Annotated in this window: 30 protein-coding genes; 11 read left to right on the plus strand and 19 right to left on the minus strand. The window is 74.1% G+C overall.

Annotation, left to right across the window (positions count from 1 at the left end):
- Positions 1–11: 11 nt before the first annotated feature.
- Positions 12–548 carry a YbhB/YbcL family Raf kinase inhibitor-like protein gene (locus WBQ80_RS09455; RefSeq protein ID WP_336570773.1) on the minus strand — a complete coding sequence of 179 codons (537 nt, stop codon included), beginning with the start codon at positions 546–548 and terminating at the stop codon, positions 12–14.
- A 120-nt stretch (positions 549–668) separates the two neighbouring features.
- Here WBQ80_RS09455 and trhO point away from each other — a divergent pair, with 120 nt between their 5' ends.
- The gene (trhO, locus tag WBQ80_RS09460) at positions 669–1,568 is read left to right on the plus strand and encodes an oxygen-dependent tRNA uridine(34) hydroxylase TrhO (RefSeq protein WP_336570772.1); all 900 of its coding nucleotides are present in this window, start codon (positions 669–671) and stop codon (positions 1,566–1,568) included.
- A gap of 21 nt (positions 1,569–1,589) precedes the next feature.
- Here the strand turns inward: trhO and WBQ80_RS09465 are convergent, their stop codons facing one another.
- Genes WBQ80_RS09465 through WBQ80_RS09475 form a run of 3 tightly spaced genes read right to left on the minus strand, consistent with a single transcriptional unit; the run spans position 1,590 to position 4,207 of the window.
- The gene (locus WBQ80_RS09465) at positions 1,590–2,702 is read right to left on the minus strand and encodes a serine hydrolase domain-containing protein (RefSeq protein ID WP_337282530.1); all 1,113 of its coding nucleotides are present in this window, start codon (positions 2,700–2,702) and stop codon (positions 1,590–1,592) included.
- Positions 2,703–2,711: 9 nt separating this feature from the next.
- A complete protein-coding gene (locus WBQ80_RS09470; RefSeq protein WP_336570770.1) occupies positions 2,712–3,314 on the minus strand; it encodes a hypothetical protein in 603 nt (200 codons plus the stop codon).
- Complete coding sequence (locus WBQ80_RS09475; protein ID WP_336570769.1) at positions 3,311–4,207, minus strand: LssY C-terminal domain-containing protein; 897 nt, start codon at positions 4,205–4,207, stop codon at positions 3,311–3,313. The genes WBQ80_RS09470 and WBQ80_RS09475 overlap by 4 nt, the downstream gene beginning before the upstream one ends.
- Positions 4,208–4,256: 49 nt before the next feature.
- Between WBQ80_RS09475 and WBQ80_RS09480 the strand changes: the two genes are divergently transcribed.
- The 5 genes from WBQ80_RS09480 (at position 4,257) to WBQ80_RS09500 (ending at position 8,548) form a co-directional block, all read left to right on the plus strand.
- A complete protein-coding gene (locus tag WBQ80_RS09480; RefSeq protein WP_336570768.1) occupies positions 4,257–5,468 on the plus strand; it encodes a cysteine desulfurase-like protein in 1,212 nt (403 codons plus the stop codon).
- A 19-nt stretch (positions 5,469–5,487) separates the two neighbouring features.
- Positions 5,488–6,264: an isocitrate lyase/PEP mutase family protein gene (locus tag WBQ80_RS09485; RefSeq protein WP_337282531.1), complete on the plus strand. Its 777-nt coding sequence runs from the start codon at positions 5,488–5,490 to the stop codon at positions 6,262–6,264.
- 90 nt (positions 6,265–6,354) lie between these two features.
- Complete coding sequence (locus WBQ80_RS09490; protein WP_336570765.1) at positions 6,355–7,251, plus strand: ATP-binding cassette domain-containing protein; 897 nt, start codon at positions 6,355–6,357, stop codon at positions 7,249–7,251.
- Positions 7,251–8,081: an ABC transporter permease gene (locus WBQ80_RS09495; protein WP_336570764.1), complete on the plus strand. Its 831-nt coding sequence runs from the start codon at positions 7,251–7,253 to the stop codon at positions 8,079–8,081. The genes WBQ80_RS09490 and WBQ80_RS09495 overlap by 1 nt, the downstream gene beginning before the upstream one ends.
- Positions 8,082–8,155: 74 nt before the next feature.
- Positions 8,156–8,548, plus strand: a complete 393-nt coding sequence (locus WBQ80_RS09500; protein ID WP_336570763.1) for a DUF1304 domain-containing protein — start codon at positions 8,156–8,158, stop codon at positions 8,546–8,548.
- A gap of 31 nt (positions 8,549–8,579) precedes the next feature.
- On the opposite strand, the gene WBQ80_RS09505 is transcribed toward WBQ80_RS09500, so the two are convergent.
- From WBQ80_RS09505 to hemE, 13 genes are all read right to left on the minus strand, one after another.
- Positions 8,580–9,023 (minus strand): hypothetical protein, encoded by a 444-nt coding sequence (locus tag WBQ80_RS09505; RefSeq protein ID WP_336570762.1) that lies wholly within the window; start codon positions 9,021–9,023, stop codon positions 8,580–8,582.
- A gap of 98 nt (positions 9,024–9,121) precedes the next feature.
- Entirely contained in the window at positions 9,122–10,489 is a 1,368-nt protein-coding gene (hemL, locus tag WBQ80_RS09510) for a glutamate-1-semialdehyde 2,1-aminomutase (RefSeq protein ID WP_336570761.1), read from the minus strand.
- The gene (gene hemB, locus WBQ80_RS09515) at positions 10,486–11,484 is read right to left on the minus strand and encodes a porphobilinogen synthase (RefSeq protein WP_336570760.1); all 999 of its coding nucleotides are present in this window, start codon (positions 11,482–11,484) and stop codon (positions 10,486–10,488) included. Before hemB ends, hemL begins: the two co-directional genes overlap by 4 nt.
- A 189-nt stretch (positions 11,485–11,673) precedes the next feature.
- A complete protein-coding gene (locus WBQ80_RS09520; protein ID WP_336570853.1) occupies positions 11,674–12,471 on the minus strand; it encodes a uroporphyrinogen-III synthase in 798 nt (265 codons plus the stop codon).
- A gap of 14 nt (positions 12,472–12,485) precedes the next feature.
- Entirely contained in the window at positions 12,486–13,448 is a 963-nt protein-coding gene (hemC, locus tag WBQ80_RS09525; RefSeq protein ID WP_336570759.1) for a hydroxymethylbilane synthase, read from the minus strand.
- The gene (locus WBQ80_RS09530; RefSeq protein WP_336570758.1) at positions 13,445–14,668 is read right to left on the minus strand and encodes a ferrochelatase; all 1,224 of its coding nucleotides are present in this window, start codon (positions 14,666–14,668) and stop codon (positions 13,445–13,447) included. Before WBQ80_RS09530 ends, hemC begins: the two co-directional genes overlap by 4 nt.
- A complete protein-coding gene (hemQ, locus tag WBQ80_RS09535) occupies positions 14,668–15,405 on the minus strand; it encodes a hydrogen peroxide-dependent heme synthase (protein ID WP_336570757.1) in 738 nt (245 codons plus the stop codon). Before hemQ ends, WBQ80_RS09530 begins: the two co-directional genes overlap by 1 nt.
- 114 nt (positions 15,406–15,519) lie before the next feature.
- A complete protein-coding gene (locus WBQ80_RS09540) occupies positions 15,520–16,206 on the minus strand; it encodes a GntR family transcriptional regulator (RefSeq protein WP_336570756.1) in 687 nt (228 codons plus the stop codon).
- A 7-nt stretch (positions 16,207–16,213) separates the two neighbouring features.
- On the minus strand, positions 16,214–16,510 hold the full coding sequence (locus tag WBQ80_RS09545) for a DUF3618 domain-containing protein (protein WP_336570755.1): 297 nt from the start codon (positions 16,508–16,510) through the stop codon (positions 16,214–16,216).
- Positions 16,494–16,901, minus strand: coding sequence for a phage holin family protein (locus WBQ80_RS09550; protein WP_336570754.1), 408 nt, complete (start codon positions 16,899–16,901; stop codon positions 16,494–16,496). Before WBQ80_RS09550 ends, WBQ80_RS09545 begins: the two co-directional genes overlap by 17 nt.
- Before the next feature lie 25 nt (positions 16,902–16,926).
- Positions 16,927–17,376 carry a YtxH domain-containing protein gene (locus WBQ80_RS09555; RefSeq protein WP_336570752.1) on the minus strand — a complete coding sequence of 150 codons (450 nt, stop codon included), beginning with the start codon at positions 17,374–17,376 and terminating at the stop codon, positions 16,927–16,929.
- A gap of 113 nt (positions 17,377–17,489) precedes the next feature.
- Positions 17,490–19,013, minus strand: a complete 1,524-nt coding sequence (hemG, locus tag WBQ80_RS09560) for a protoporphyrinogen oxidase (RefSeq protein WP_336570750.1) — start codon at positions 19,011–19,013, stop codon at positions 17,490–17,492.
- On the minus strand, positions 19,010–20,158 hold the full coding sequence (gene hemE, locus WBQ80_RS09565; protein ID WP_442892665.1) for a uroporphyrinogen decarboxylase: 1,149 nt from the start codon (positions 20,156–20,158) through the stop codon (positions 19,010–19,012). Before hemE ends, hemG begins: the two co-directional genes overlap by 4 nt.
- A 185-nt stretch (positions 20,159–20,343) precedes the next feature.
- Between hemE and WBQ80_RS09570 the strand changes: the two genes are divergently transcribed.
- From WBQ80_RS09570 to WBQ80_RS09580, 3 genes are read left to right on the plus strand one after another with little or no spacing between them, the layout of a single operon-like run.
- Positions 20,344–21,057 carry a hypothetical protein gene (locus WBQ80_RS09570; protein ID WP_336570747.1) on the plus strand — a complete coding sequence of 238 codons (714 nt, stop codon included), beginning with the start codon at positions 20,344–20,346 and terminating at the stop codon, positions 21,055–21,057.
- A gap of 56 nt (positions 21,058–21,113) precedes the next feature.
- Positions 21,114–22,529: a glutamyl-tRNA reductase gene (locus tag WBQ80_RS09575; protein WP_336570746.1), complete on the plus strand. Its 1,416-nt coding sequence runs from the start codon at positions 21,114–21,116 to the stop codon at positions 22,527–22,529.
- Positions 22,530–22,555: 26 nt separating this feature from the next.
- Positions 22,556–23,239, plus strand: coding sequence for a GNAT family N-acetyltransferase (locus tag WBQ80_RS09580; protein ID WP_336570745.1), 684 nt, complete (start codon positions 22,556–22,558; stop codon positions 23,237–23,239).
- Between the two features lie 8 nt (positions 23,240–23,247).
- On the opposite strand, the gene WBQ80_RS09585 is transcribed toward WBQ80_RS09580, so the two are convergent.
- Both WBQ80_RS09585 and WBQ80_RS09590 read right to left on the minus strand, forming a co-directional pair.
- Positions 23,248–23,862 (minus strand): hypothetical protein, encoded by a 615-nt coding sequence (locus tag WBQ80_RS09585; RefSeq protein WP_336570744.1) that lies wholly within the window; start codon positions 23,860–23,862, stop codon positions 23,248–23,250.
- Between the two features lie 172 nt (positions 23,863–24,034).
- On the minus strand, positions 24,035–25,420 hold the full coding sequence (locus WBQ80_RS09590; RefSeq protein WP_337282553.1) for a glycine--tRNA ligase: 1,386 nt from the start codon (positions 25,418–25,420) through the stop codon (positions 24,035–24,037).
- Between the two features lie 186 nt (positions 25,421–25,606).
- On the opposite strand from WBQ80_RS09590, the gene WBQ80_RS09595 reads away from it, so the two are divergent.
- Positions 25,607–26,401: a polysaccharide deacetylase family protein gene (locus tag WBQ80_RS09595; protein WP_336570742.1), complete on the plus strand. Its 795-nt coding sequence runs from the start codon at positions 25,607–25,609 to the stop codon at positions 26,399–26,401.
- A 25-nt stretch (positions 26,402–26,426) separates the two neighbouring features.
- Positions 26,427–26,834, plus strand: coding sequence for an NUDIX domain-containing protein (locus WBQ80_RS09600; protein WP_336570741.1), 408 nt, complete (start codon positions 26,427–26,429; stop codon positions 26,832–26,834).
- The last annotated feature ends 137 nt before the right edge of the window (positions 26,835–26,971 follow it).

Here is a 26,971-nt window from a genome sequence, read left to right on the forward strand (position 1 = left end):
GCCTCGAGCGATCAGTCGCGGTCGGCGGTCCCGGTCAGGATGCCGCGCGCGAGGCCGTGGAAGAAGCACCGCATGCCGAGGGTCGCGGGCGAGGCGGCCGGGTCGAGCTCGAGGCTCGGCACGTCGAGCGCGTGCACGACGAACACGTACCGGTGGGCGCCCGTGCCTCGCGGCGGCGCCGCACCCCCGAACCCGCGTTCGCCGTCCTCGTTGCGCAGCACGAGCGATCCGGCGGGGAGCGGCGGTCCGCCGGGTGCGCCGGCGCCCGCCTCCAGGCTCGTCGTGCCGACCGGCAGGTTCGCGACGGCCCAGTGCCACCAGCCGGAGCCGGACGGCGCATCGGGGTCGAGGCACGTGACCGCGAAGCTGCGCGTGCGCTCGGGGAAGCCCGACCACGACAGCTGCGGCGACCGGTCGACGCCGCCCGCGGCGGCGCTCCACTGCGGGCGGGCGAGCGGACCCCCGTCGTCGAAGTCGGCGCTCGTCACGGTGAACGAGTCCACGGGCCGGAGCTTCTGCAACGCAGCGTACGGATCCACGTCGAGCATCGCGATCCTCCTCGTTCGGGGCGGGCGGCATCGCGGTCAGGATACGACCGTGGTCGCCGGGGCCGCCGCGCACGCGCCGCGACGCGGCATCCGCCCAGCGAATCGACCTATGATCGGCCGGTGCCGCTCGCCAAGATCCTGCTGTTCTACGTGTTCACGCCCCTCGCCGACCCCGATGCGATCCGGCTGTGGCAGCGGGACCTCGCCGAGTCGCTCGGGCTGCGCGGCCGCATCCTGATCTCGAAGGACGGCCTGAACGGCACGCTCGGCGGCGAAATGGGCTCGCTCAAGCGGTACGTGCGCAGGACCCGCGACTACCCGCCGTTCAAGGACATCGACTTCAAGTGGAGCGAGGGCACCGGGCTCGACGACGACGACCGCAGCCTCGACTTCCCGAAGCTCAGCGTGAAGGTGCGCGACGAGATCGTGTCGTTCGGCGCGGCCGGCGAGCTGCGCGTCGACGAGCACGGCGTGATGGGCGGCGGCACACGCCTGAGCCCCGAGGCGCTGCACGAGCTCGTGGCCGAACGCGGCGACGAGGTCGTCTTCTTCGACGGGCGCAACGCGCTCGAGGCCGCCATCGGCAGGTTCCGCGGAGCCGTCGTCCCCGACGTCGAGACCACGCGGGACTTCGTCGCCGAGCTCGACTCGGGCCGGTACGACGACCTGAAGGGTCGGCCGGTCGTGACCTACTGCACGGGCGGCATCCGGTGCGAGGTGCTCTCGAGCCTCATGGCGAACCGCGGCTTCGGCGAGGTCTACCAGCTCGAGGGCGGCATCGTGCGCTATGGCGAGCGCTTCGGCGACGACGGGCTCTGGGAGGGTTCGCTGTACGTGTTCGACGGGCGTGGCTCGGTCGACTTCAGCGACCACGCCGCGGTGATCGGGGTGTGCGAGGGCTGCGGCGCCGCGACCAAGCGCACCGTCGACTGCACGGATGCCGCGTGCCGCACGCGATCCGTGCGGTGCGAGTCGTGCGGCCCCGCGCGATGCGCCGGCCACGCCGCATCCGCCGCCTGAGCGCGCCGCGCGACGCATCGCTCAGCCGTCGTCGCGGGACACCCGGACCATGAGGTCCTCGGCGAGCGCGTCCACGGGCTCGCCGCGGTTCGACAGGACGATGACGGCGCGTCCCGCGGTGCGGTCGACCATGAGGCTCGCGGCGAAGCCGGCGGTGAGCCCGCCGTGCGAGGCGATCTCGTGGCCGTCGTACCCGGTCGAGACGACCCAGAACCAGCCCATCTCCGACCCCTCCCACGCGACCGCGGGCTCGAGGGCGGGGCTGTCGGCGAACGGGCCGTCGATCACGCCGCGCGCGTACGCGGCGAGGTCGGCGACGGTCGCGACGATGCCGCCCGCGGGCGCGAACGCCGCGAGCGTGGACGGCTCGGCCGGCCGCCCGTCCGCGAGGAACCCGGGGGCGAGCGCCTCGGGGACCTCGTCGTCCTCCACCGGGCTGGACGCGGTGCCGAGCCCGAGCGGCCCGAGGAGGCGCTCCTCCAGGAGGCCGGCGTAGTCCGTCCCGGCGGCGGCCGCGAGCGCCTGGCCCGCGAGAGCGGCGCCGAGGTTGGAGTACTGGGGCGGCGCGTCCGCCTGGATCGGCTCGGCACGGGCGAGGGCGAGCAGCTCGGGCACGGTCTCGTCGAGCACGTCCTCGCCATCGGCGAAGCCGTCCTCGACGGACGCCATCCATCCGGGATCGCTCGGGAAGGTCGGCAGGCCCGACCGGTGGGTCGCGAGCTCCTCGAACGTGGCGGATGCCGCGGGCGAATCGCCGAGGTCGAGGTACCTGCCGATGGGGTCGTCGACGGCGACCTCGCCGCGCTCGACCGCCTCGGCCAGCAGGAGCCCGATGAACGTCTTGCTGACCGATCCGATCTCGAAGGCGGTGTCCGCGTCGGCGCCGACGAACGCCGTCCGCACCTCGTCGCCGTCGACCACGGCGACCGCGGCGAGATCCTCCGGGTCGGTGAAGACGGGGCGGATGGCGCGCACGAGCTCGGCGTCGCTCCCGGTCGCCGCCGAGGCCGTGGGCTCGGCGGCGTCGGAGTCCGGCCCGGGCCGGCATCCCGTGAGTGCGGCGAAGGCCATAAGGACGGCGAGGGGCGCGGCGAGGCGGCGGATCGTTCGCCTCATGGCGGAGTGGTCGGGCATCATGAGAACCTACGCCGCCGTTCCCGCGACGTCCTCAGGGCGGTCCCCGAGGCGGGCGCTCCCACGTCGCCGGCCCCCTGCCGAGTGCCGCCCCGCCCGCGGCAGCCGGGCCCAGGCGCGGGAGTCCCGGCTCGACAGCGCGAGCAGGATCAGGATGTCCAGGGCGACCGTGAAGAACGTGGTCCGGATGGTGACCTCGGCGTCGCCGGTGAACGAGTCGATCGCCGCGATCGTGATGTTGATCGTCGCGAACAGCATGACCGTGATCCGCGCCCAGTTGCTGCCGAACCAGATGAGCACGGCGAGCACGACGTCGATCGCGAGCACCGTCCCGCCGATCAGGAGCACGATCGCGAGCGCCGCGTCGGAGGCCGCCGCCGCCGACGCGCCGCCGAGCCGCACATCGAACTCCCGCTCGACCGCCGACCAGTTGAGCGCGAGCGAGACGAGCCAGAGCACGCCCGCGATCACGCGGAGCAGCACGAGCACCGAGCCGAACGCCGTCGCCGCCGGCCTGCGCATCCGCCGGCGGATCGGCTCCCGCTCGGCCAGGCGCGCGGGCGGTTCGAACGCCGCGCGCTTCTCGGGGACGACGGGGCCGACCGCGTTCACGAGGCCGCCTCCGCGACCCCGGCGTCGGCGGCATCCGCGAGGCCGACCCGGCTCACGTCGACCACCGGGAGGTCGCCGTCGGTGCGGACGCTGTCGCCGCCGCCGTTGCGCGAGTGGTAGCCGGTCGAGAAGTCGCGCAGCACGTGCACGCCCACGCCGACGTCGGCATCGGTGAGCGTCCGGATGATGTGATCGCGTTCGACGTCGATGTCGGCGTCGATCTTGTGCGTGACCTGCAGCGTGAACAGCGAGAACCCGACGGCGCGGTCGAACGTGCCCGCGGCGAGCCAGTCCACGCGGCGCCCGCCGGGCAGCAGCCAGCCGTCGGCCGTGCGCCAGAACCGCACGTGGTGGCGCTTCGCCGGGTTGCCGGCGACCTCCTGCTGGTACGCGAAGTCCTGCTGGCGGCCGAAGAGGAAGAGCGGGCTCACCGGGGCCTCGTCGTAGCTCCGGCGCGAGAGCGTCGAGGTCACGATCCGCCAACTCGAGCCGAGCGTCACCTCGTCGGCACGGGTCCACCCGCCGGCGCCCATGGCGGCGTGCACCGCGACCTCGGGGCCGTCGAAGGCGAGGTTCACGGGGTCGCCGAGCAGCCCGTCGCTCGTGCGCGTGCGGCCGATGAAGTAGTCGGGCACGTAGATGGTCGTGAGGATCCGGTGCAGCCGCGGCAGCACGAGGTAGGCGAGCACGAGCCAGAACACGACGAAGAAGGCGATGCCCCACCAGCCGAACTCGAAGGACTGCTCGAAGAGGAGCCACGCGAGCCAGATCGCGGCGACCCCGGCGAACACGAAGAAGAACCCGTCGAGCATCGCCGTGAACGACACGCGCGGCGGCAGGTCGGGTGCCGGGCGCTCGTCGCTCGACCCGGGCCGCTCCCCTGGCGCCTGCATGCGTGCATGCTAACCCCCGTCGACGGTGACGTGACCTAGGCTCTGGCGCATGGCCTACGACGTCGCCCGCATCCGATCCTGGTTCCCCGCGCTCGACTACGGCTGGGCCCAGTTCGACGGGCCCGGCGGCACGCAGACGCCGCGGCAGGTGGGCGAGGCCGTGGCATCCGTGCTCGTGGGGCCGCTGTCGAACCGCGGGCTGATCGGCGAGTCGGAGGTGCGCGCCGAGGAGGCCGTGACGAGCTTCCGGCTCGCGGTCGCCGACCTCGTGAACGCCCACCCGCGCGGGGTCGTGCACGGTCGCAGCGCGACGCAGCTCGCGTACGACTTCTCGCGGCACCTGTCGCGCGACTGGGGCGCCGGCGACGAGGTCGTCGTCACGCGCCTCGACCACGATTCGAACGTGCGCCCCTGGGTGCAGGCCGCCGAGCGCACGGGCGCGACCGTGCGCTGGGCCGACTTCGACCCGGAGACCGGCGAACTGCCGGTCGAGGCGATCGCGTCGCTGCTCGGCCCGCGCACGCGCCTCGTCGCGGTCACGGCGGCGTCGAACCTCATCGGCACGATGCCCGACATCCCGGCGATCGCCGCGGCGGTGCACGCGGCGGGCGGGCTGCTCTTCGTCGACGGCGTGCACGCCACCGCCCACGAGCTGCCGGACGTCGTCACGCTCGGCGCGGACTTCTTCACGTGCTCGCCGTACAAGTTCCTGGGCCCGCACTGCGGCGTGCTCGTCGCGCGGCCCGAGCTGCTCGAGACGATCGCACCGGACAAGCTGCTGCCATCGACCGACGCCGTGCCCGAGCGGTTCGAGTTCGGCACGCTGCCCTACGAGCTGCTGGCGGGCGTCACGGCGGCGGTCGACGTGCTCGCGTCCCTCGATACCGGGACGACGGATGCCGCGGCCTCCCGCCGCGACCGGCTCGCCACGTCGTACGCCGCGCTCCACGAGCACGAGCTCGCCCTCGCGGAGCGGCTCCGGGCGGGACTCGACGCGCTCGGCGGCGTCACCGTCCGGTCGCGTGCGGAACGTCGCACGCCGACCGTCCTCATGACGTTCGAGGGGCACGCGGCCGCCGACGTCACGAGGCGCCTCGCAGCCGACCGGATCCTCGCGCCGAGCGGCAACTTCTACGCGCTCGAGGCGTCGCGTCACCTCGGACTCGGCGACGAGGGCGGCCTCCGCGTGGGGCTCGCGCCGTACACGGACGAGCGCGACGTCGACCGGTTGCTCGCGAGCCTCGCCACCGCGCTCCGCTGACCCCGCCTACGCTGGTCGCATGACCGCCGCCCCCGCCTCGGCCGCCGAACTGCGCCGCCTCCACGACGACCCGCACCTGCTGCAGGTGGTGAACGTGTGGGATGTCGCGAGCGCCCGGGCGGTCGCCGCCCTCCCGGAGACCCGCGCGCTCGCCACCGCGAGCCACGCGATCGCGGCCACGTTCGGCTACCCCGACGGCGAGCGGATCCCCGTCGACCTCATGCTCGACATGGTCGGCCGCATCGCGGCCGCCGTCGACGTGCCCGTGAGCGCCGACCTCGAGGCGGGGTACGGCGATCCGGGCGAGACCGTCCGCCGCGCCGTCGGGCTCGGCGTCGCGGGCGCCAACCTCGAGGACGAGCTGCGACCGCTGGCCGAGTCGGTCGCGGCCGTGGAGGCCGCCGTCGCCGCGGCCGACGCCGAGGGCGTGCCGTTCGCGCTCAACGCGCGCACCGACGCGTGGCTCCGCGGGCGCGACCGCCCGCGCGAGGCGTCGCTCGCCGACGCCGTCGAGCGCGGCCGCGCCTACCTCGATGCGGGCGCCACGTGCGTGTTCGTGCCGGGCGACTTCGGCGAGGACGTCATCGTCGAGCTCGTCGCGGCACTCGGCGAGCGCCGCCTGAGCGTCATCGGCCTGCCGTCCGTGCCGCCGCCCGATCGGCTCGAGGAGCTCGGCGTCGCCCGCGTCTCGTACGGCCCGTACCCCCAGCGCCTCGCCCTCGGCGCGCTGCAGGACGCCGCGTCGTACCTGTACCGAGGCGGAGTGCTGCCGAGCGACATCCGGCCGCTCAACTGACGCGGTGCGGGGCTCGCCGCCGGACGGCGAGTCGATAGTCTGACCCGGGGCGTGCGACGGCCGCGCGCCCCATCGACGCGAGGAGAACGCATGGCGGACGGCATCCCCATCGAGATCAGCGGCCTCACGAAGCGCTTCGGCCCCGTGACCGCGGTCGAGGACCTCTCGTTCACCGTCCGGCCCGGCCGCGTCACGGGGTTCCTCGGGCCGAACGGCGCGGGCAAGACGACGACCCTGCGCGTCCTGCTCGGGCTCGTCCGGCCGACCGAGGGCACGGCGACCTTCGGCGGCACGCGGTACCGCGACCTGCGGCGCCCCCTCGAGACGGTGGGAGCCGCGCTCGATGCGGCGTTCCACCCGGGCCGGACCGCGCGCAACCACCTCCGCGTCGCGGCGACGGCGGGCGGGATCCGCTCGTCCCGCGTGCCCGAGGTGCTCGCGCAGGTGGGTCTCGCCGAGTTCGCCGACCGGCGCGTGGGCGGATTCTCGCTCGGCATGCGGCAGCGGCTCGCGCTCGCGACGACGCTGCTCGGCGACCCGCGGGTGCTCGTCCTCGACGAGCCGATCAACGGCCTCGACCCCGAGGGCATCAAGTGGATCCGGGGGTTCCTGCAGCGCCTCGCGAGCGAGGGACGCACGGTGCTCGTGAGCTCGCACCTGCTCAGCGAGGTGCAGCAGTCGGTCGACGATGTCGTCATCATCACCCGGGGTCGCCTCGTGAAGTCCGGTCCGCTCTCGAGCATCGAGCTCGACACCGCGCCGCGCACCGTCGTCGACTCCCCCGAGCGCCTCCGGCTCGCCGCCGCACTCGACCAGGCGGGACTCCACTACACCGAGGGACCGGAGGGCATGATCGTGGCCGAGCCCGATCCGGGCGTCGTCGGGCACGCGGCATTCGTCGGCGGCGTCGAGCTGAGTGCGCTGCATCCGTTGAAGTCGGGCCTCGAGGACTCCTTCCTCGCGCTCGTGGGCGAGGGTGGGGAGTGATGTCGTCCATGCGATCGATCGCCGCGGAGTTCCGCAAGGTCTTCACCACGCGCATGTGGTGGCTGCTCGCGCTCGTGCTCGTCGTCTACGTCGCGATGATGGCGGGCGGGTTCGGCGCATTCCTCGGGTGGACGGTGCAGAATCCGGAATCGGCCGCCCAGGTCGGCAACAACACGGCCCTCCCGCCCGGGCTCGAGCTCCCGCCCCTGCTGTACAGCTTCGCGACCTCGATCGGGTACGTCTTCCCGGTGCTGCTCGGCGCGCTCGCGGTCACGACCGAGTTCCGGCACCGGACGCTCACCGCGACGTTCCTGGCCGAGCCGCACCGCACGACCGTGCTCGGCGGCAAGTTCGCCACGCAGCTCGTGATGGGCGCCGTGCTCGGCGTCATCGGGTTCGCCACCTCGGTGGGCGCCGGCGCGGCGGCCCTCGCCGCGTTCGACCTCGAGACGGGCCTCGACTCGTCCGACACGTGGGCCCTCGTCGGCCGCGGCATCCTCGCAATGGCGCTCTGGGGCGCGATCGGCGTCGGGCTCGGCACCCTCGTCCCCAACCAGGTGGCCGCGATCGTCATCGTGATCGCCTTCACCCAGTTCGTCGAGCCCGTGCTGCGACTGGTGGCCTCGTTCAACGAGGTCACGGCCGACCTCGGCCGGTACCTCCCCGGCGCGGCGAGCGACGCACTCGTCGGCGCCTCGTTCTACAGCGTGGCCGGCATGGGCGCGGTCGAGGCGCTCGAATGGTGGCAGGGTGCGCTCGTGCTGTTCGGCATCGCGCTCGTCACCACGGTGCTCGGCGGCCTCACGACGTGGCGCCGCGACGTGTCCTGACACATCCGACGCATCCCCGCACCCCCACGTTCGGGGCGGATGCCCGCGAGCGCCCCGGCGCGTAGCATCCGCCCATGGGCTTCGTGCAGATCGCCGGGATCGTGGTCGTCGTCCTCGCCGCGCTGCTGCACGTCTGGATCTTCGTGCTCGAGAGCATCCGGTGGATGCATCCGTCCACGTGGCGCACGTTCGGCGTGCGCACTCCCGAGCAGGCCGAGGTGCTGCGGCCGATGGCGTACAACCAGGGCTTCTACAACCTGTTCCTCGCGGTCGGCGCGCTCGCGGGCGTCGCGGTCCTGCTCTGGGCCGGGCTGCCGTACGCCGGGCGCGCGCTCGTGCTGTTCGCGACGGCGTCGATGACCGCGGCCGCGGTCGTGCTGACGACCACCGGGCCCGGGTACCTGCGTCCGGCGCTCATCCAGGGCACGCTGCCGCTCATCGGGTTCGTGCTGTTCCTGTTCGCCTGAGCGCCGCCCGGCGAGGCGCGCCCGAACCGGCTCAGTCGCCGCTGGTCTCCTCTTCGGCGAAGACCTCGCTCGGCACGTGGTGCGGCGCCGGGTCGCCGCCCTCCTCGGCTGCGCCGTCGCCCACCGGCACGCCGACCTTGAGCCGGTCGACGAGCTCGGCCGCGCGGCTGGTGCTCAGCACGAGCCGGGCGAACTCGCCGCCCGAGAGCTCGAGCACGATCGCCTGGCGCTTGCGCTTGACGAGGACGAAGTCGCTGCCGCCGTGCGTCTTCCAGACGCCGACCGCGAGCACGAGCGGCACCTCGCTGCCGCGACGACGGATGCCGCGGATCCAGATCCACGGGTCGTCGGTGATGGTCGCCGAGCGGATGTCGTCGCGCTGGACGATCACGTCGGCCGACCGCATCGCGAGCGTCTTCTCCGCCGGCGTGAGGTGGACCTCGAGCCGGTCGTTGTGCACGCGGAGATTGGCCATATGTCCCATCCTGCCCGACGCGCCCGCGGCTCGCGTCGTCGACGCTCCACAAACGCCGGATCGGTTCCGTTGCCGATCCCTACGGACGATGGGCCGCGTCAGGCCTCGGGCGGGCGAGCGGATGCCGCGGCGCGGGCCGCCGCCGGGAGGGCGTCGACGATGCGGGAGACCGCCGCGTCGTCGTGCGCGGCCGTGACGAACCACGCCTCGAAGACGCTCGGCGGCAGCGAGACGCCCGCGTCGAGCATCGCGTGGAAGAACGGCGGGTAGCGCCAGGGCTCCTGTGCGAGCACGCCCGCGTAGTCGCGCGCGCCGCCCGCGACCGCGTCGCCGAACAGGAAGCTGAAGAGGTTGCCGGCGTACTGGACGGCGTGCGGCACGCCCTCGGCGGCGAGCGCCGCCGAGACCGCCTGCGAGATCGTCTCGGCGACCGCGGAGAGGCGGTCGTACACCGCGTCGTCCGCGAGCCGGAGGGTCGTGACGCCCGCGGTCACCGCGACCGGGTTCCCCGAGAGCGTGCCGGCCTGGTAGACCGGGCCGAGCGGCGCGAGGCGCTCCATGACGTCGGCGCGGCCGCCGAGCGCGGCGACCGGCATGCCGCCGCCGACGACCTTGCCGAACGTGAGCAGGTCGGGCGTGGACTCGGCGTCGGTGCCCGCCTCGACCCCCCACCAGCCGGCCTTCGAGACGCGGAATCCGGTGAGCACCTCGTCGCTGATGACGAGCGCGCCGTGGGCGTGCGCGAGCTCGACGAGCGCGCGGTTGAACCCGGGCGCCGGCGGCACGACGCCCATGTTCGCCGCGGCCGCCTCGGTGATGACGGCGGCGATGCGGTCGCCGTGCTCGGCGAACACCGCGCGCAGCGCGTCGAGGTCGTTGTACGGCACGACGAGCGTCAGTGCGGCGACGTCGGCGGGCACCCCGGCCGAGCCGGGCAGCGCGAACGTCGCCAGGCCCGAACCGGCCTCGGCGAGCAGGCCGTCGGAGTGGCCGTGGTAGTGGCCGGCGAACTTCACGAGCAGGTCGCGTCCGGTGAACCCGCGGGCCAGGCGGATGGCGCTCATGGTCGCCTCGGTGCCCGTCGACACGAGCCTCAGCTTCTCGACGGGCGCCACGCGCTGCTCGATGAGCTCGGCGAGCTCGGTCTCGACGGGCGTGGACGCGCCGAACGAGAGGCCGCGGGCGGCGGCCTCCTGGACGGCGGCGATCACCTCGGGATGCGCGTGGCCGAGGATCGCGGGACCCCAGCCCGCCACGAGGTCGACGTACTCGCGTCCCTCGGCGTCGGTCACGTACGGGCCGCGGGCCGACACGAGGAAGCGCGGCGTGCCGCCCACCGAGCGGAACGCGCGCACGGGCGAGTTCACGCCGCCCGGGATCGCGGCCTGCGCGCGGGCGAACAGGTCGGCGTTGGTCGGTGCGGATCGAGGAGCCGAAGGCGTCTCGAGATCCCCTGCGGTCGTCATCGGTCGATCCCCTCCCGGATCCATGCGGCGAGCTCGGTCGCCCAGTAGGTCAGCACGACGTCGGCACCGGCCCGACGGATGCCGCGCACCGACTCGATCACCGCGCGACGGCGGTCGATCCAGCCGTGCATCGCGGCGGCCTCGATCATCGCGTACTCGCCGGACACCTGGTACGCCCAGACGGGCACGTCGCTCGCGGCGGCGACATCGGCCAGCACGTCGAGGTACGACCCCGCGGGCTTGACCATCACCACGTCGGCGCCCTCGTCGATGTCGATCATCGCCTCGCGCAGGCCCTCGCGGCGGTTGCCGGGGTCGAGCTGGTAGGTGCGGCGGTCGCCCTCGAGCGTCGACTCCACGGCGTCGCGGAACGGGCCGTAGAAGGCCGAGGCGTACTTGGCCGAGTAGGCGAGGATCGCCGTGTGCGTGAAGCCCGCACCGTCCAGCGCCTCGCGGACCGCCGCGACCTGGCCGTCCATCATGCCCGACAGGCCGAGCAGCTGCGAGCCCGACGCCGCCTGCACGAGCGCCATCTCGCGGTAGCGCTCGAGGGTCGCGTCGTTGTCGACGCGGCCGAGCGGGTCGAGCAGGCCGCAGTGGCCGTGGTCGGTGAACTCGTCGAGGCACAGGTCGGTCTGCACGACGAGCGCGTCGCCGACCTCGTCGGCCACGACGCGGGTCGCGACGTTGAGGATGCCCTCGGGGGCGACGCCGCACGAGCCCGTCGCGTCGCGGGTCTCGGGCACGCCGAAGAGCATCACGCCGCCGACGCCCGCGGCCGCGGCATCCGTCACCGCCTGCCTCACGGAGTCGAGCGAGTGCTGCACGACGCCCGGCATCGACGCGATCGGCATCGGCTCGCTCACGCCCTCGCGGACGAAGATCGGCAGCACGAGCTCGGCGGGGTCGAGGCGGGTCTCGGACACCAGGCGGCGCAGGGCCGGCGTCTCGCGAAGGCGCCGGGGTCGCACGCGGGGGGCGGGTGCGGAAGTCACCCGTCAAGCCTACGCGCGCGCGGCTGGGCGGCAGGTGGGCGCCGGGCACCCGCCTTGGAGTGCTGTTTCCGGGATGGAGTGCGGGAGGAAGCGTGCCTCGAACCCGGAAACGGCACTCCAGCCCGGGCAGGGGAACGAGGCGCGGGGGCAGCGGGGCGCGAGCGCGGGCGCGCGGATGGCGCTCGAAGGTCAGACGGTCTGCGTGGCGGCGTGCACGACCGCCTCGATGAGCGACTCGGCGCTGCGCTCGGCGGCGACGACGTCGACACGGAGGCCGACCTTCGCGGCATCCCTCTGCGTCTGCGGGCCGATCGCGGCGACGAGCGTGCGCTCGGGGATCGGACCGAGCTGCGCCTGCACCTGCTCGGCGACGCTGCCCGACGTGACGAGGATCGCGTCGACCTTGCCGGCGCGCACGTCGTCCACGACCTTCTGCGCCACGGGGACGCCGATCGTGCGGTACGCCACGACCGCCTCGACGTGGTGGCCGATCCGCTCGAGGCCGATCGAGAGCACCTGCTTGGCGATGGCCGAGCGGAGCGCGAGGACGCGGAGCGGCGTGCGCCCCTCGGTCGCGGCCTCCCACTCCTCGAGGAGCCCGCGGGCCGAGTTGTCCTCGCTCGGGACGATGTCGGCGCGGTACCCGGCCGCGACGAGGGCGGCCGCGGTGGTCTCGCCCACCGCGGCGACCTTCGTCGACTCCGGGATGACCGCGCCGTAGGAGGACAGCACGTCGACCGTCGTCGCGCTCGTGACGGTCACCCAGTCGAAGCCGCCCGCGGCGAGCTTGGCGAGCGCCGCCTCCAGCGCCGGCTGGTCGTCGGTCGGCGCGAAGTTGATCATGGGCGCGATGATCGGCGAGGCGCCCCGCGCGCGCAGGGACCCGGCGACCGCGTCGCCCCAGGGTCCGCCGCGCGGCACGAGCACGCGCCATCCGGCGAGCGGCCTCGATCCGTCTGCCCCGGGCAGGCGGATCGCACCGGTCATCGGCTCGAATTCGGTCACGGCGACTCCAAGGCAGGTGCGAGGTCGGCGGCGCCGTTGCCGAGGAGTTCCGCGACGGCGCGCTCGGCGACGTCGCGGGCCGCGTCCGCCAGGTCGGCGGCCGAGCGGCTGTCGGGGGCCGCGGCGTGCGAACTCGTCAACCACCGCGTCCCGTCGGCACTGTACACCGTCGCCGTGAGGAACAGAAGTTCGTCCTCCACGAAGGACGTGGCCCCGATCGGGGCCGCGCACCCCGCCTCGAGTCCCGCGAGGACGAGCCGCTCGGCGAGCACCGTGGCGCGTGTCGTGCCGTGGTCGACGGCCGCGAGCCCGCGCTCCAGGTGCGGCGAGCCGCGCTCGCGGCGCACCTCCAGCGCGAGGGCGCCCTGGCCGGGCGCGGTCGGCCAATCGGCGAGCTCGAACCGCTCGGTCGCGGCATCCGCCCGCCCCAGCCGATGCAGGCCCGCGGAGGCGAGCAGCACCGCGTCGAGCTCGTCGTCCTCGACGAACCCCAGGCGCGTGTCGATGTTGCCGCGCACGTCGACCGCGACCACGTCGGGCCGCACCCTGCCGAGCTGCGCGATGCGGCGCGGCGAGCCCGTGCCGATGCGGGCGCCCTCGGGCAGCTCGGCGAGCGTCAGCCCGTCGCGGGCGCACAGGGCGTCGCGTGCGTCGGCGCGCTTCGGGACGGCGCCGAGGCGCAGGTCGGGGTGCTCGCCCGTCGGCAGGTCCTTCAGGGAGTGCACGACCACGTCGCACTCGCCCGCGACGAGCGCCTCGCGCAGCGCCGCGGCGAACACGCCCGTGCCGCCGATCTGCTGCAGCGACGCACGCGACGTGTCGCCCTGCGTCGTGACGGTGACGATCTCGATGTCGGCGTCGGCCGCGGCGCCGAGGCGCTCCGCGATCTGCCGTGTCTGGGCGAGGGCGAGGGCGCTGCCCCGCGTGCCGACCCGGATCACGTCTCGGGCAGGACTCACGGCGCGATCCCGGCGAGCGCCGGCTTGAAGCCGAGGCGCACGTTCTCGCAGCATCCCGGTCGGCACGTGTCGTACCAGGGCCCGAGGTCGGTGAGGTGCGGGCGGTCGGCGGTCGGGGTGCCGTCGACGCGCTCCATCACGAGGTCGACGAGCCCGGCGACGTAGGCCGGGTGCACGCCGGGCGTCGGCACGCGGACGGCGGCGAGCCCGTGCTCCTCCGCGGTCTCCATGGCCTCCTCGTCGAGGTCCCACATGACCTCCATGTGGTCGCTCACGAACCCGAGCGGCACGATGACGACCGCCTTGCGGCCCGCGGCGGGCAGCTCGGCGATCGCGTCGTTCACATCGGGCTCGAGCCACGGCTGCGAGGGGGGCCCCGAGCGCGACTGGTAGACGAGCTGCCACGGCACGTCGGCCGCGCCGGCCTCGCGCATGACGACCTCGGCGACCGCGAGGTGCTGCGCGGCGTAGGCGCCGCCCTCGCCGAACCCGCGCTCCGCGGGGCCGGACTTCGCCGCATCCGCCGTCGGGATCGAGTGCGTCGCGAACAGCACCTCGACCTCGGTCGCGCGGTTCAGGCCGGGCTGCTCGGCCTCGAGCTTCCCGAGTGCGTCGCGCAGGCCCTCGACGAACGGCGTCACGAACCCGGGGTGGTCGAAGAACTGGCGCACCTTGTCGATCCGGATCACCTCGCCGAGGCCCGTGTCCTCGAGGGCGTCGGCGTAGTCCTCGCGGTACTGGCGGCAGCTCGAGTACGAGCTGTAGGCGCTCGTCGCGATCGCGATGAGCTTGGTGAAGCCGCGCTCGTTCGCCTCGCGGACCGCGTCGTTGAGGTAGGGATCCCAGTTGCGGTTGCCCCAGATCACCGGCAGGTCGACGCCGCGCCGCGCGAGCTCGGCCTCGAGCGCCGCCTTGAGCTGGCGGTTGTGCTCGTTGATCGGGCTGACGCCGCCGAAGTGGCGGTAGTGGTGCGCGACCTCCTCGAGGCGCTCGTCCGGGATGCCGCGACCGCGCGTGACGTTCCTGAGGAAGGGGATCACGTCGTCCTGCCCCTCGGGCCCGCCGAACCCGGCGAGCAGGATCGCGTCGTAGGCGACGGGCGTCTCGACGTGCTCCGGGCCCGACTGGGCCGGCTCGGTCGCGCCGGGGACGACCGCGCCGGGTGCGCAGTACGCCCCGGTGGCCGGGGCCGGCTTGCGTCCGATGTTCGTCGCGGCCATTACTGCAGCACCTCCACGAGCTCGGCGGTCGAGATGCGTCGACCGGTGTAGAACGGCAGTTCGTCGCGCACGTGCCGGCGAGCGTCGGTGGCGCGCAGGTCGCGCATCATGTCGACCAGGTCGGTGAGCTCGTCGGATTCCATGGGCAGCAGCCACTCGTAGTCGCCGAGCGAGAACGCCGAGACGGTGTTCGCGATGACGCCGCGGTACGCGGCGCCCTTGCGGCCGTGCTCGGCGAGCATGCGGCCGCGCTCCTCGGGGGCGAGCAGGTACCACTCGTAGCTGCGCACGAACGGATAGATCGTGAGCCACCCCTTCGGCTCGACGCCGCGGAGGAAGCCGGGCACGTGCGCCTTGTTGAACTCGGCGTCGCGGTGCACGCCCATGGCGTTCCACGTCGGCAGGAGCGCCCGGAAGAGCCGCGCCCGGCGCAGCTCGCGCAGGGCCCACTGGAGGCCCTCCGCCGTCGGGCCGTGGAGCCACAGCATCACGTCGGCGTCGGCACGCAGCCCCGAGACGTCGTAGATGCCGCGGAGCGTGACGCCCTCGTCCTGGACGAGGTTGATCACGCCGTCGAGCTCGTCGACGAACCGCGGGACGTCGCGGCCGTCGAGGTCGTCGGGTCGTGCTGGATCCTTCCGGAGCACCGCGAAGAGCGTGTAGCCCTCGTACGTCTGCTCGGCGTCGGTTTCGATTCGGGGCGCGTCGGCTGCCCCTTCGGCAGCGGGGGAAGACATGCCACCTATCCTCCCCCCGCAACCTGAAAGCACGAAATGCGGCCGACGGATGCCGGGTGCCCGGCGCGACGCGGCCGGGACCCGGCCCGGACCCGGCCTCCGAGCGGCTCCGGGTCAGTCGAGGAGCAGCCGGGTGGAGTGCTCGAGGTGGGCGCGCAGCGCGTCCGGTCCGCGGGTGGGGAGCTCGTCGAGGAGGCGCCGGTGCTCCTCGACGACCGCGACCACGCTGTAGTGCGTGCGCGCGTGGAGGATGAAGAGCAGCAGCTCGCTGCCGAGGGCGGTGTGGATCTCGATGATCCGCGAGCTGCCAGAGGCGGCCACGAGCGCCGAGTGGAAGTCGGCGTGGAGCCGTTCGACCTGGAGCCACTCCGCGTCGGTGGCGCTCCCGGGCACGTCGTGACCGGAGCCGAGCAGCTCCATCGCGTCGATGGCGGCGCGGGCGGGCGCCAGCACCGACTCGGGGAGCCGGCCGCCGAAGCGCTGGAACGCGATGCGCACCGCCTCGACCTCGAGCGCGGCGCGCAGCTGCTGCAGCGCGACGAGCTGCTCGTCGTCGAAGCTCGTCACCCGCACGCCGCGGTACGGCTCGGCGACCGCGAGCCGCTCGGCGACGAGGCGCTGGAACGCCGCGCGGATCGTGTGCCGCGAGACGCCGAGCCGCGCGGCGCAGGACTCCTCGCGGAGCGGCTCGTCGGGCGGGAGTGCGCCGCTCAGGATCTCCTCGCGGAGGACGGCCGTGGCGCGGTCGACCGCGGTGGTGGCGTTGCCGGACGCGTCGGCGTGCGCCGCGGCATCCGTCACGGGGACCTCACCGATCGAGGTTCGCGCGGACCACCAGCCACACGCCGACGCCCACCGCGACGGCGACGCCGGCGACCACCGCGATGGCCGTGCCGGGCTGCTCCTCGGTGAACCGCTGCACGCGGCGCTTGGCGCGCGAGGTGGCGCGGGCGACGCGCTTCGGCACGTTCAGGCGCTCCTCGAGCAGCCCGAGCGTCGCCGCGAGCTCGTCGCGCGCCGCGCGCGCATTGTCGTGCGCCTCCAGGCGCGTGAGGTTCCGCTGCGTCTTCTTGTCGAGCGTCGCCACGTCAGTCCCGGCTGCCATACGCTCCCCTTCCGGTGATCGCGTCGAGGTCCTGCCGGACGCTCTCGATCGATTCGAGCGGCTCGCTGCCGCGCTTGAAGTTGAGCATCGCCACGCCGAGCAGGATCAGGATGATGAGCAGGAGCACGCCGGAGACGATGAGCGCCGCGGCCCAGCCCGGCATCACGAGCGACAGCGCGAGGATGCCGGTGGCGATGAGCGTGCCGAGCAGGAAGATCCCGACGAAGGCGGCGCCGACGACGAGGCCGGCCCCGATGCCGAAGTGCTTTGCCTTGTAGGTGAGTTCGGCCTTGATCTGGTCGATCTCGGCGCGGACCAGCGTGGAGACGCGGTCGGGCAGCTCACCGAGCAGCGTGAGCAGCCCGCGGTCGTCGTTCAGTGGTGAGGACATCGCGATTCCACTTCCGTCAGGTCGGTCAGGACGAGCTCGACGAGCCCGACCCGGTTCCGCTGGACTTGGCGGACGAACCCGACGGGCCGGTGCCCGAGGTCCCGTTGCCGCTCGACTTCGACGCCGCGCCGCGGCCCGATCCCGACGACGCCGCACCGGGCGACGACGCGGCCGGCTTCGGCGAGGCGGTGGTCGTGACCGTGGCGGACCTCGCGGCCGGCGACCGCGTGCTCGAGCCCTGCGTGCCGGTGAACTGCGACACGAGCTTCTTGGCGCCGTCGAGGACCTTGTCGCCCACGTCGCCCGCCCGGCTCAGCGCGAAGCCCTTGACGGTCTCGACGCCCTCCTGGACCTTCGGCTGGTTCCAGACGTCCTCCGCCGCCTTGCGGATCTGCTCGTAGCGCTCGCGGCCGGCGCGCGTGCCCAGCACGTAGCCCACGCCGAGGCCGACGACGAAGAGGAACTTGCCCTTCATGTGCACCCCATCCCCCGCTGCGGTTGTGAGACAGCAGTGACACCAGCGTAGACCCCGGCCCGGGGGGCGCAAGGGGGTTGCGGGCGGTTCGGCGGGCTCGTATTCCGTTCCGGCTATGCGACGTCGGCGATGCGCACGGCCAGATGGCGGATGCGGCCGGCCGCGTCGGTCGCGTGCGGCACCACCGACGCGAGCCCCGTGCCGGCCACCCACGAGCCCGTGATCGCGAGCCCCGCCTCCTCGTCGATCGCCGCCTCGAGGGCGCGGACCCGGGCGCGCTGGCCCACCGCCGCCTGCGACAGGGCGTCCCGCCAGGCGCTCCGCCCGGAGGCGCGAACCCGGGAACGATCGAGGGGGACGCCCAGCAGCACCGAGGCGTCGCGGACGGCGAGGTCCGTCACGGCGTCGTCGTCGAGCCCGGTGAGGGGCCCGTCGGCGCCGGCCCGGCCGTACGAGAGTCGGACGACGTGACGCCCGCCCGCGGCATCCGCGAGCCACGGCCACTTGGCGCTCGAGTGCGTGAGGGCCTTGGCGGCCACCCCGGGCGTGCCGGCCGCGACGAGCACGCCCGTCCCGCGCGGGGCCGCGTCGAGCTCGGGCGCGTCGAGCACGAGCGTGACGAGCTCGACGGAGGCCGCGTCGGGCCACTCCTCGGCGAGCGCGTCCTCGGGCAGGACGCCGGCGAGCAGTCCCCTCGAGACGTGCGCGGGGGTCGCGACGACGGCGAACCGGGCGTCCACGACGACGGCCTCGGGCTCGTCGCCGGGGTCGGCGAGGCGCACGCCGGCGGCGCGCCAGGCGAGGCCCGCGGGCGCGGCGTCACCGGCACCGGCCGGCTCGCGATGCTCGAGCTCGGTCACGCGCACGCCCGTGCGCACGTCCGCGCCGAAGCGCGCGAGCTCGGCGAGGAGCGCGTCGACGAGCGTGTGCATCCCGCCGCGGAGGCCGAGGACCGCACTGCCCGCCTTCCGCTCGCCGACGAGCTGCGCCACGCCGCCCGAGAGCGATCCGGCCCGGGTCATGGCCTCGTTGAGACCCGGTGCCACCACGTCGACGTCGAGGTCGTGCGGGTCGGTCGAGTACACGCCCGCCGAGATCGGCGTGACGAGCCGGTCGAGCACCGCCCGCCCCATCCGCTGGCGCACGAGCGGGCCGAGCCGCTCGGCGCGGCCGATCCGCAGGATCGGGGTGACGCGGTCGAGCCAGGCCCGCCAGGCCCCGCCCCACCCGATGACGGCCCGGACGTCCTCGCCGAGGGGGTTCGCCGGGATGCCGAGCACGCCGGTCCGCGGCAGCGGCGCCGCCTTGGTCGCCTCGCCCTCGCCCCACACGAGCCAGGCGCCCGACGGATTCGGCGTCTCCACCTGATCGGCCAGGCCCAGCTCCTCGGCGAGCGCCGCGACCGAGCCGTTGCGGGTCGCGAACGACTCGGCGCCGCGGTCGAGCGCCAGCCCGTCGAGCTCGATGCGTGCGACGCACCCGCCCGGGCGGTCGGCCTGCTCGAGGACCGTCACGCCCAGTCCGAGCCGTGCGCACTCGAGCGCCGCGACGAGGCCGGCCACGCCGCCGCCGACGACGACGACGTCGGTCGTGCGGTGCTCGCCCCCGGCGAGGGGCCGCCCGGCGGCGTCGGTCATCGCCCGGCCTCGTGCACGAGCTCGACGACGCGCGTGAGCGTGGCGGGGTCGGTCTCGGGCGGCACGCCGTGGCCGAGGTTGAAGACGTGGGCCGGCGCGACCCGGCCACGTGCGAGCACGTCGCGCACGGCCTGCTCGAGCACGGGCCGCGGTGCCGCGAGCAGCGCCGGGTCGAGGTTGCCCTGCAGCGGCACGTCGGCTCCGATCCGGGCGGATGCGACGTCGAGCGGCACGCGGTAGTCGACGCCGACCACGTCGACGCCCACCGACTTCATGGCGCCGAGCAGTTCGCCGGTGCCCACGCCGAAGTGCACGACCGGAACCGCGCGCCGCGCCGGCCCCGCGGCGTCCGGCACCTCGTACTCGAGGTCGTGCACGTGCGCGAGCGCGGCGGCCGAGGCGGGGGCGACGTGCGTCTCGTAGTCGGCGAGCGACAGCGCTCCGGCCCACGAGTCGAACAGCTGCGCGGCCGACGCGCCCGCGAGCACCTGGGTGCGCAGGAACCGGCCGGTGAGCTCGGCCGTCCACTGCATGAGGGCGCGCCACGCACCGGGGTCGGCGTGCATGAGGGTGCGGGCGGCGAGGTGGTCCTTGGAGGGACCGCCCTCGGCCAGGTACGCCGCGAGCGTGAACGGCGCGCCCGCGAAGCCGATGAGCGGCGTGGCGGTCGAGGCGCCCGGCGCGGTCAGCTCGCCGAGGCCCGCCACGGTGCGCTGCACCGCCTCGGTGATCGGCGCCGCGGTCTCGTCGAGCAGGGCGGGGTCGATCGCGGTGAGCTCCGCCACGCCCGCGGCATCCGCGTACGCCCTGCCGAACACGGGACCGCGGCCCGGCTGGATCTCGACGTCGACGCCCACGAGCTTCAGCGGCACGACGATGTCGCTGAAGAAGATGCCCGCGTCCACGCCGTGGCGTCGCACCGGCTGCAGCGTGATCTCGGCCGCCATCGCGGGGTCGAGGCACGCGTCGAGCATCCGGGTGCCCACGCGCAGTTCGCGGTACTCGGGCAGCGACCGGCCCGCCTGCCGCATGAACCAGACCGGCGTGGTGTCGCCGCGCTCGCCCCGGTAGGCGCGCACGAGGCGCGAGTCGTGGGTGAGGCCGGCGGCGAGCGGATGCTGCGGGGAGAGGATCACGCGCAACATCCTCCCCCATCCGAACTGGACGCGTCCTGACCCGGACCAGCGCCCGCGGTGTTGCACGGATGGAGAACGGGGTCTGGTGGTCGCGCTCCCACGGCGATACAGTCGGACGGTCGTGCACCCCCGCGCACGTCGACGCGCCGTCCCGGCTCCCCTCCCGGCGCGCCTCCGCCACCCACGGAGACCCCATGTCCAGCACTGCATCGCGGCACCGCAACGGATCGATCATCCTCGTCGGGCTGGCCGCCGTCCTCCTCGTCGCCGGGCTCGCGCTCGGCCAGTCCTGGGTCGAGCGACTCGTCCCACGCCTGCCCGACGTGCCCGCCACCGAACTCGTGGCGGTGCTCGCGGCGGCGACCCTCGTGGCGGCGGTCGTCGTGCTGCTCCGGCGCGCCGCGGCGGCCGCCCGTGCGTCGGCTCGACGTCGCGCGCTCGAGACGAGCCATCGCGGCGACGTCTCGGGCGGCATCCGCAACCGCGACCTCGTCGCGCGTCTCGCCGAGCTCGGCCGGCCGGGCGGGAGCTCCGCCTCGCTGCCGTCGCGGTTCTCGATCGTCGCCGACGACGGCGGGCTCTCGTTCTGGAGCGGCGGGCACCGGCCGCGACGGGTCGCGCACTTCCCGTGGCGAGAGGTCCGCAACATCCGCTCGGACCGGACCGTGGTGGGCAGCAGCGGCGTCCCCGTCGCCGTGGTCCGCATCCGGCGGGGCGGGTCGAGCATCGAGCTGCCCGTGGTGCTGAGCGACCCGCGCCCGGGACGGTACGCGCTCACCGACGCGCCCTTCTTCGCGACCGTGCGATCGTGGAAGGCCCGGCACCGAGCCGCGCTCGCCGCCGAGGGTCTCGAGCTTCCGCCGCTCACGGGCGCCATCCCGATCATCCGGCCGCACGCCGCCGCCTGACCCCGAACATGACACGGCCGGTCGGAGCACCTTTCGACCACCGGTAGAATCGTCGGGTGCTCATCTGTCTCACCGCGAGTCACAAGAACGCCGGGTTCGACATGCTCGAACGGCTCTCGGCGACCGCGGAGCACGCGGCGCCGCGGCTCCTCGACGGGCATCCCGCCGTCCAGGGCGCGGTGGTCGTCGCGACCTGCAACCGGTTCGAGGCCTACCTCGACCTCGACACGCCCGAGGGCGACTCGCCCGTCGAGGCGGTCCACGGGGCCATCCGCGCGGTCGGCGACGCGGCCGAGCTCGAGTCCGACGAGCTGCGCAGCACCTTCGACTTCGTGCACGGCAACGCGGTCGCGGGCCACCTGTTCGCCGTGGCATCGGGCCTCGAATCGGTCGTCGTGGGCGAGGGCGAGATCGCGGGCCAGGTGCGCCGCTCGCTCGAGCGCGCGCGCAAGGAGGGCACCACCACCCCCGAGCTCGAGCGGCTGTTCCAGCGGGCCTCGCAGACCTCGCGCCGCGTGAAGAACGCCACCGGCATCGGCAGCGAGGGCCGCTCGCTCGTGCGCCTCGCGCTCGACCTCGCCGAGAGCCGCGTGACCGACTGGTCGGCCGTCCGCGTGCTGCTCGTCGGCACCGGCCGCTACGCCGGCGCCTCGCTCGCCGCGCTGCGCGACCGCGGCGTCACCGACGTGTCGGTGTACTCCCCGACGGGCCGCGGGGCGAAGTTCGCCGCGAGCCACGACATCGCGGCGGTCCGGGCCGGCGACTACGCCATGGCCGCGGCCAGCGCCGACCTCATCGTCACCTGCACGATGGTCGAGCACTTCGTCGTCGACCGCTCGCTCGTCGAGCTGGGCCGTGCCGAGCTCCGCGTGGCCGAACGCCCCGGGCCGGTCGCGCTGCGGGCCGCCCGCGAGGGGGCCGCTCCGGCCGACGACGTCGGGGCGGACGATGCGGCGACCGGTGAGGCCCCGCGCCAGCTCGTCATCGACCTCGGACTGCCCCGCAACGTCGACCCCGACGTCGCGGGAGTCCCGGGCGTCGAGTTGCTCGACCTCGAGACGATCAAGATCCACGCGCCGCTCGAGGAGTTCGGCGCCACCGACGCCGCGCGCGAGCTCGTCGAGCGCGCCGCCCGCAAATTCAGTCGCGTCGGTGAGGAGCTCGACCTCGCGCCCGCCGTCGTCGCCCTCCGCACGCACGTCTTCGACGTGCTCGACGCCGAGATCCGCCGGGCCCGCGTGCGCGGCGACGACGACGGCCGGACCGAGGCGGCGCTGCGCCACATGGCCGGCGTGCTGCTGCACACGCCCATGGCGCGTTCGCGCGAGTACGCGCGGGCCGGCGAGCAGCAGGCGTGGCTCGACGGCCTCGAGGCGATGTTCGGCATCCGGCCCGGAGCCGAGGCGGCCGGCGCGGACGGTGCCGCCGATCGGGACCGCGACGCCGACGGCGGTCGCACGGGCACCCGCTGACCGCATCGGCGCTACGCTTACGCTCCGTGACCGTGCACGACCGCCCCGACGAGGCCGCCGACGGCGGCGCGCCCGCACTGCGCCTCCCCTTCGACGTCGCCGAGCTCGATCATCGTCCCCTGCCCTCCGATCGGATGGTGCTGCGGCCGCTCGCCGCATCCGACGCCGACGACGTGTGGGAGTACCAGCGCCTCCCCGAGGTCCTGCGCTACATCCCGTGGCCCGACCGCGACCGCGACCAGGCGCGCGAGCACACCGCGACGCGCGCCGGGATGCGCCGGCTCTCCGCCGACGGCGACGCGCTCTTCGTCGCCATGGTCCTGCGCGACGAGCCCTCGCTGGCCGAGGTCGCCGCCGGGCGCCCGCGCGCCGACCGCGTCATCGGCGACGTCATGCTGCGCGTCTCCTCGGCGGAGGATGCGCGCCTCGAGATCGGCTGGGTCGTGCACCCCGACTTCCAGGGCCGCGGCCTCGCGGCCGAGGCGGCCGCCGCCGCCCTCGACCTCGCCTTCGGACGGCTCGTCGCGCACCGGGTCGAGGCGCGCCTCGACCCCCGCAACGCGGCATCCGCCCGGCTCTGCGAGCGGCTCGGCCTGCGCCTCGAGGGCACGTTGCGCGACGCGGAGTGGGACGACGGCGAGTGGCAGGACTCCGCCGTCTACGGCATGCTCCGCAGCGAATGGCGGGCGAAGCGGCTCGCCGACGCCTGAGCCCGGGCTCAGTCCCAGAGCGCGCGCGGTGCGGGCAGCTCGGCGAGGACGTCGGCCGGGATGCGGTGCGAGAGCTCCGGGATCTCGAGCCCCCGGCACTCGGCCACCAGTTCGAGGTCGCCGGCCGGGCGTTCGGGCCACCACAGCCACGCCGTGAACTTGCCCTCGTAGCCCTCGGGTCCGCCGCTGCTGCCGCCGTGCCCGGACATGAGGCTCGGGGGCGCGACGGCGCCCGGGTCGTGCGCCGCTGTCATGAGGTGGAGGGGCAGGAGGGGCGTACCGTCGGGAAGCCGCATGCCGACTCGGAGGGTACGCTCGCCCTCCGTCGGCCCGTGCCACCCCAGCACGGACTGCATCAGTTCGTCCCACTCCGCTGTCGACATGCCGGCCGAGCGGGCGAACCAGGCCAGGCGCACCTCGATGCCGATGGAGAACCGGCGCACCTCGCGGAGCACCAGCACGGCGTGTTCGCTGCGGAACAGCACCTCGTCGAGCACGACCCGCCCGGGCAACTCGTCGCGGGGCGACTGGATCCACGGCGGGGTCGGCGGGAGCTCGGGCTGCGGCGGCGGCTCGTGCCGCTCGACGTCGAAGAAGCCACCACCACCGGATGCCGCGTGCATGCGGCTCACCCTAGCGAGGCGTCGGCGTCGGCGGCATCCGCTCTGCACAGCCACACCACCGCTGGCGACGAGTGTCCCCGGACGGCGGCCCGAGCAGACGAGAGGCGGCATGTCGTGGACACGCCCGGCCCGGGAGGCCGAGCGAAGCGCGCGATCAGCGCGCCGCCGTGCGTCAGGCCCCGACGAGGCGCGAGCCGAGGGAGGTCTCGAGCTCGGCGAGCGGCACGCGCTCCTGCTGCATGGTGTCGCGGTCGCGCACCGTCACGGCCTGGTCGTCGAGCGAGTCGAAGTCGACCGTGACGCAGAACGGCGTGCCGATCTCGTCCTGACGGCGGTAGCGGCGGCCGATCGCGCCGGCGTCGTCGAACTCGACGTTCCAGAGCTTGCGGAGGCGCGCGGCCACGTCGCGGGCGAGCGGCGAGAGCTTCTCGTTCCGCGAGAGCGGCAGCACGGCGGCCTTGACCGGCGCGAGGCGCGGGTCGAGCTTCAGCACCGTGCGCGTGTCGGTGCCGCCCTTCGCGTTCGGCACCTCCTCGACGTGGTACGCGTCGACGAGGAACGCCATGAGCGAGCGCGTGAGGCCCGCCGCGGGCTCGATGACGAACGGGGTCCAGCGCTCGTTCTTCGACTGGTCGAAGAACGAGAGGTCCTTGCCGGAGTGCTTCGCGTGCGTCGACAGGTCGAAGTCGGTGCGGTTCGCGACGCCCTCGAGCTCGCCCCACTCGCCGCCGGTGAAGCCGAACTTGTACTCGATGTCGACGGTGCGCTTGGAGTAGTGGCTGAGCTTGTCCTTCGGGTGCTCGAACAGGCGGAGGTTCCCCGGGTCGATGCCGAGATCGACGTACCACTGGAAGCGCGTGTCGATCCAGTACTGGTGCCATTCCTCGTCGGTGCCGGGCTCGACGAAGAACTCCATCTCCATCTGCTCGAACTCGCGCGTGCGGAAGATGAAGTTGCCGGGCGTGATCTCGTTGCGGAACGACTTGCCGATCTGGCCGATGCCGAACGGCGGCTTCATGCGCGCCGCCTGCAGCACGTTGGCGAAGTTCACGAAGATGCCCTGCGCGGTCTCGGGGCGCAGGTAGTGCAGGCCCGACTCGTCGTCGACGACGCCGAGGAACGTCTTCAGCAGGCCCGAGAACGCGCGCGGCTCGGTCCACTGGCCGCGGGTGCCGCAGTTCGGGCAGACGATGTCGGCGAGGCCGTTCTCGGGCTCGCGGCCCTTCTTCTCCTCGTAGGCCTCGACCAGGTGGTCCTCGCGGAAGCGCTTGTGGCAGTGCAGGCACTCGATGAGCGGGTCGGTGAACACCGCGACGTGGCCCGACGCCTCCCACACCTGCGTGGGCAGGATGACGCTCGAGTCGAGGCCGACGACGTCGTCGCGGCCCTGCACCATCGAACGCCACCACTGGCGCTTGATGTTCTCCTTGAGCTCGACGCCGAGGGGCCCGTAGTCCCACGCCGACCGGGATCCGCCGTAGATCTCACCCGCCTGGAAGACGAAGCCCCGGTGCTGGGCGAGGGTGATGACGGAATCGAGACGGGTGGGTGCGGCCACGGTGGCTCCAATGGTCCAGGTGAGGGGGTGGGGCGAGTCGCCCCGGAAGTCGGTGTCCATCCTACGAAATGTGCGGGCCCGCGGATGCCGCGCGGTTCGCACACGCCCGCGCGACGTCCGGGCGCGGTGGGGCGACGGGTGTAGAACAGCCGCGGAAGGCGCGCCGGCGCCGGGCGGGAGCATGCGATGGGCGACGTGTCGCGCCGCACGGTCGTGGCCTCGCTCGGCATCGGCACGGTGCTCGTCTTCGCCAAGCTCGCGTCCGACGCGCGCGGGGGCGGCGCCGAGGCCGGCGGCAGCGCGGCCGCCGCCGCGGAGCCCGTCGCCCCGGCGCCCGACGTGCCCCGCACCGCGGTCCCGGCGGCGACGCTGACCGGCCTGCCGCCGGAGGCGGGCGACGTCATCGCGATCACGCTCGACGACGGCACCGACTCCGCGGTGGTCGCCGCGTACACCGCCTTCGCGGTCGAACGCGACCTGCGGCTCACCTACTTCGTGAACGGGACCTACCGCTCGTGGACCGACAACGCCGAGACCCTCCGGCCGCACGTCGCGAGCAGCCGCATCCAGCTCGCGAACCACACCTGGTCGCACCCCGACCTGACGACGCTCGACGACGCGGGCATCGTCGGCGAGCTCCAGCGCAACCACGACTTCCTCGCCGACGTCTACGGGGTCGACGCCCGCCCGTACTGGCGGCCCCCGTACGGGCGGCACGACGCGAGGGTGGATGCCGCCGCGGCATCCGTCGGCTACACCGTGCCGACCCGCTGGTACGGCGACCTGGGGCCGCCCGCCGCCTCGGAGGGCGAGGTCCTCGCGGCCGCGACGGAGTGGTTCACCGCCGGACGCATCGTCATCGGCCACCTCAACCACGACCCGGCGACGCGCGTGTTCGGGCACCTCGCGGACCTGCTCGAGGAACGCGGCCTCACGACGGTCACGCTGAACGACGTGTTCGTCACCGAGCAGCATGCCTGACGCGGGGCGACCGTAGGCTGATCGGATGCCGCCCCTGCCCGACCTGCACGTCGCCGCGATCGCGCTCGTGCGCGACCGTCGGGTGCTCATGGTCACCGCACGCGGACGCGACGTGCACTACCTGCCCGGCGGCAAGATCGACCCGGGCGAGACGCCCGCCGAGGCCGCCGCGCGGGAGGCGCTCGAGGAGGTCGGGATCGCGCTCGACCCCGACGCGCTCGCCGAGGCGTTCGCGGTGCGCGAGCTCGCTCACGGGCAGGGCGAGGGCCGCCACGTGCTGATGCACGTCTTCCTCGCCGAGACGGACGCCGCGCCGGAGCCCGCGGGAGAGGTCGACGCGGTGCACTGGGTCGGCACCGACGAGGCCCACCGATGCCCGCCGGCGGGCGTGGAGGTGCTGCGCCGGCTCGCGGCGTCCGGTCTCGTCGACTGAACGGTCCCCGCGAGTCGCGCGACGATCGCGCGCAACCCCCTGCCCGTCTCAGCGCCCGGGGGGCGGCATCCGGCATGATCGCCTCAGGAGTGCGGAAGCCGGGCAGGACGGATTCGCGGGTCGTCGGGTCCTGCCGG

Source organism: Agromyces sp. CCNWLW213, from assembly GCF_037199545.1.
In the GTDB taxonomy this organism is placed as follows: domain Bacteria; phylum Actinomycetota; class Actinomycetes; order Actinomycetales; family Microbacteriaceae; genus Agromyces.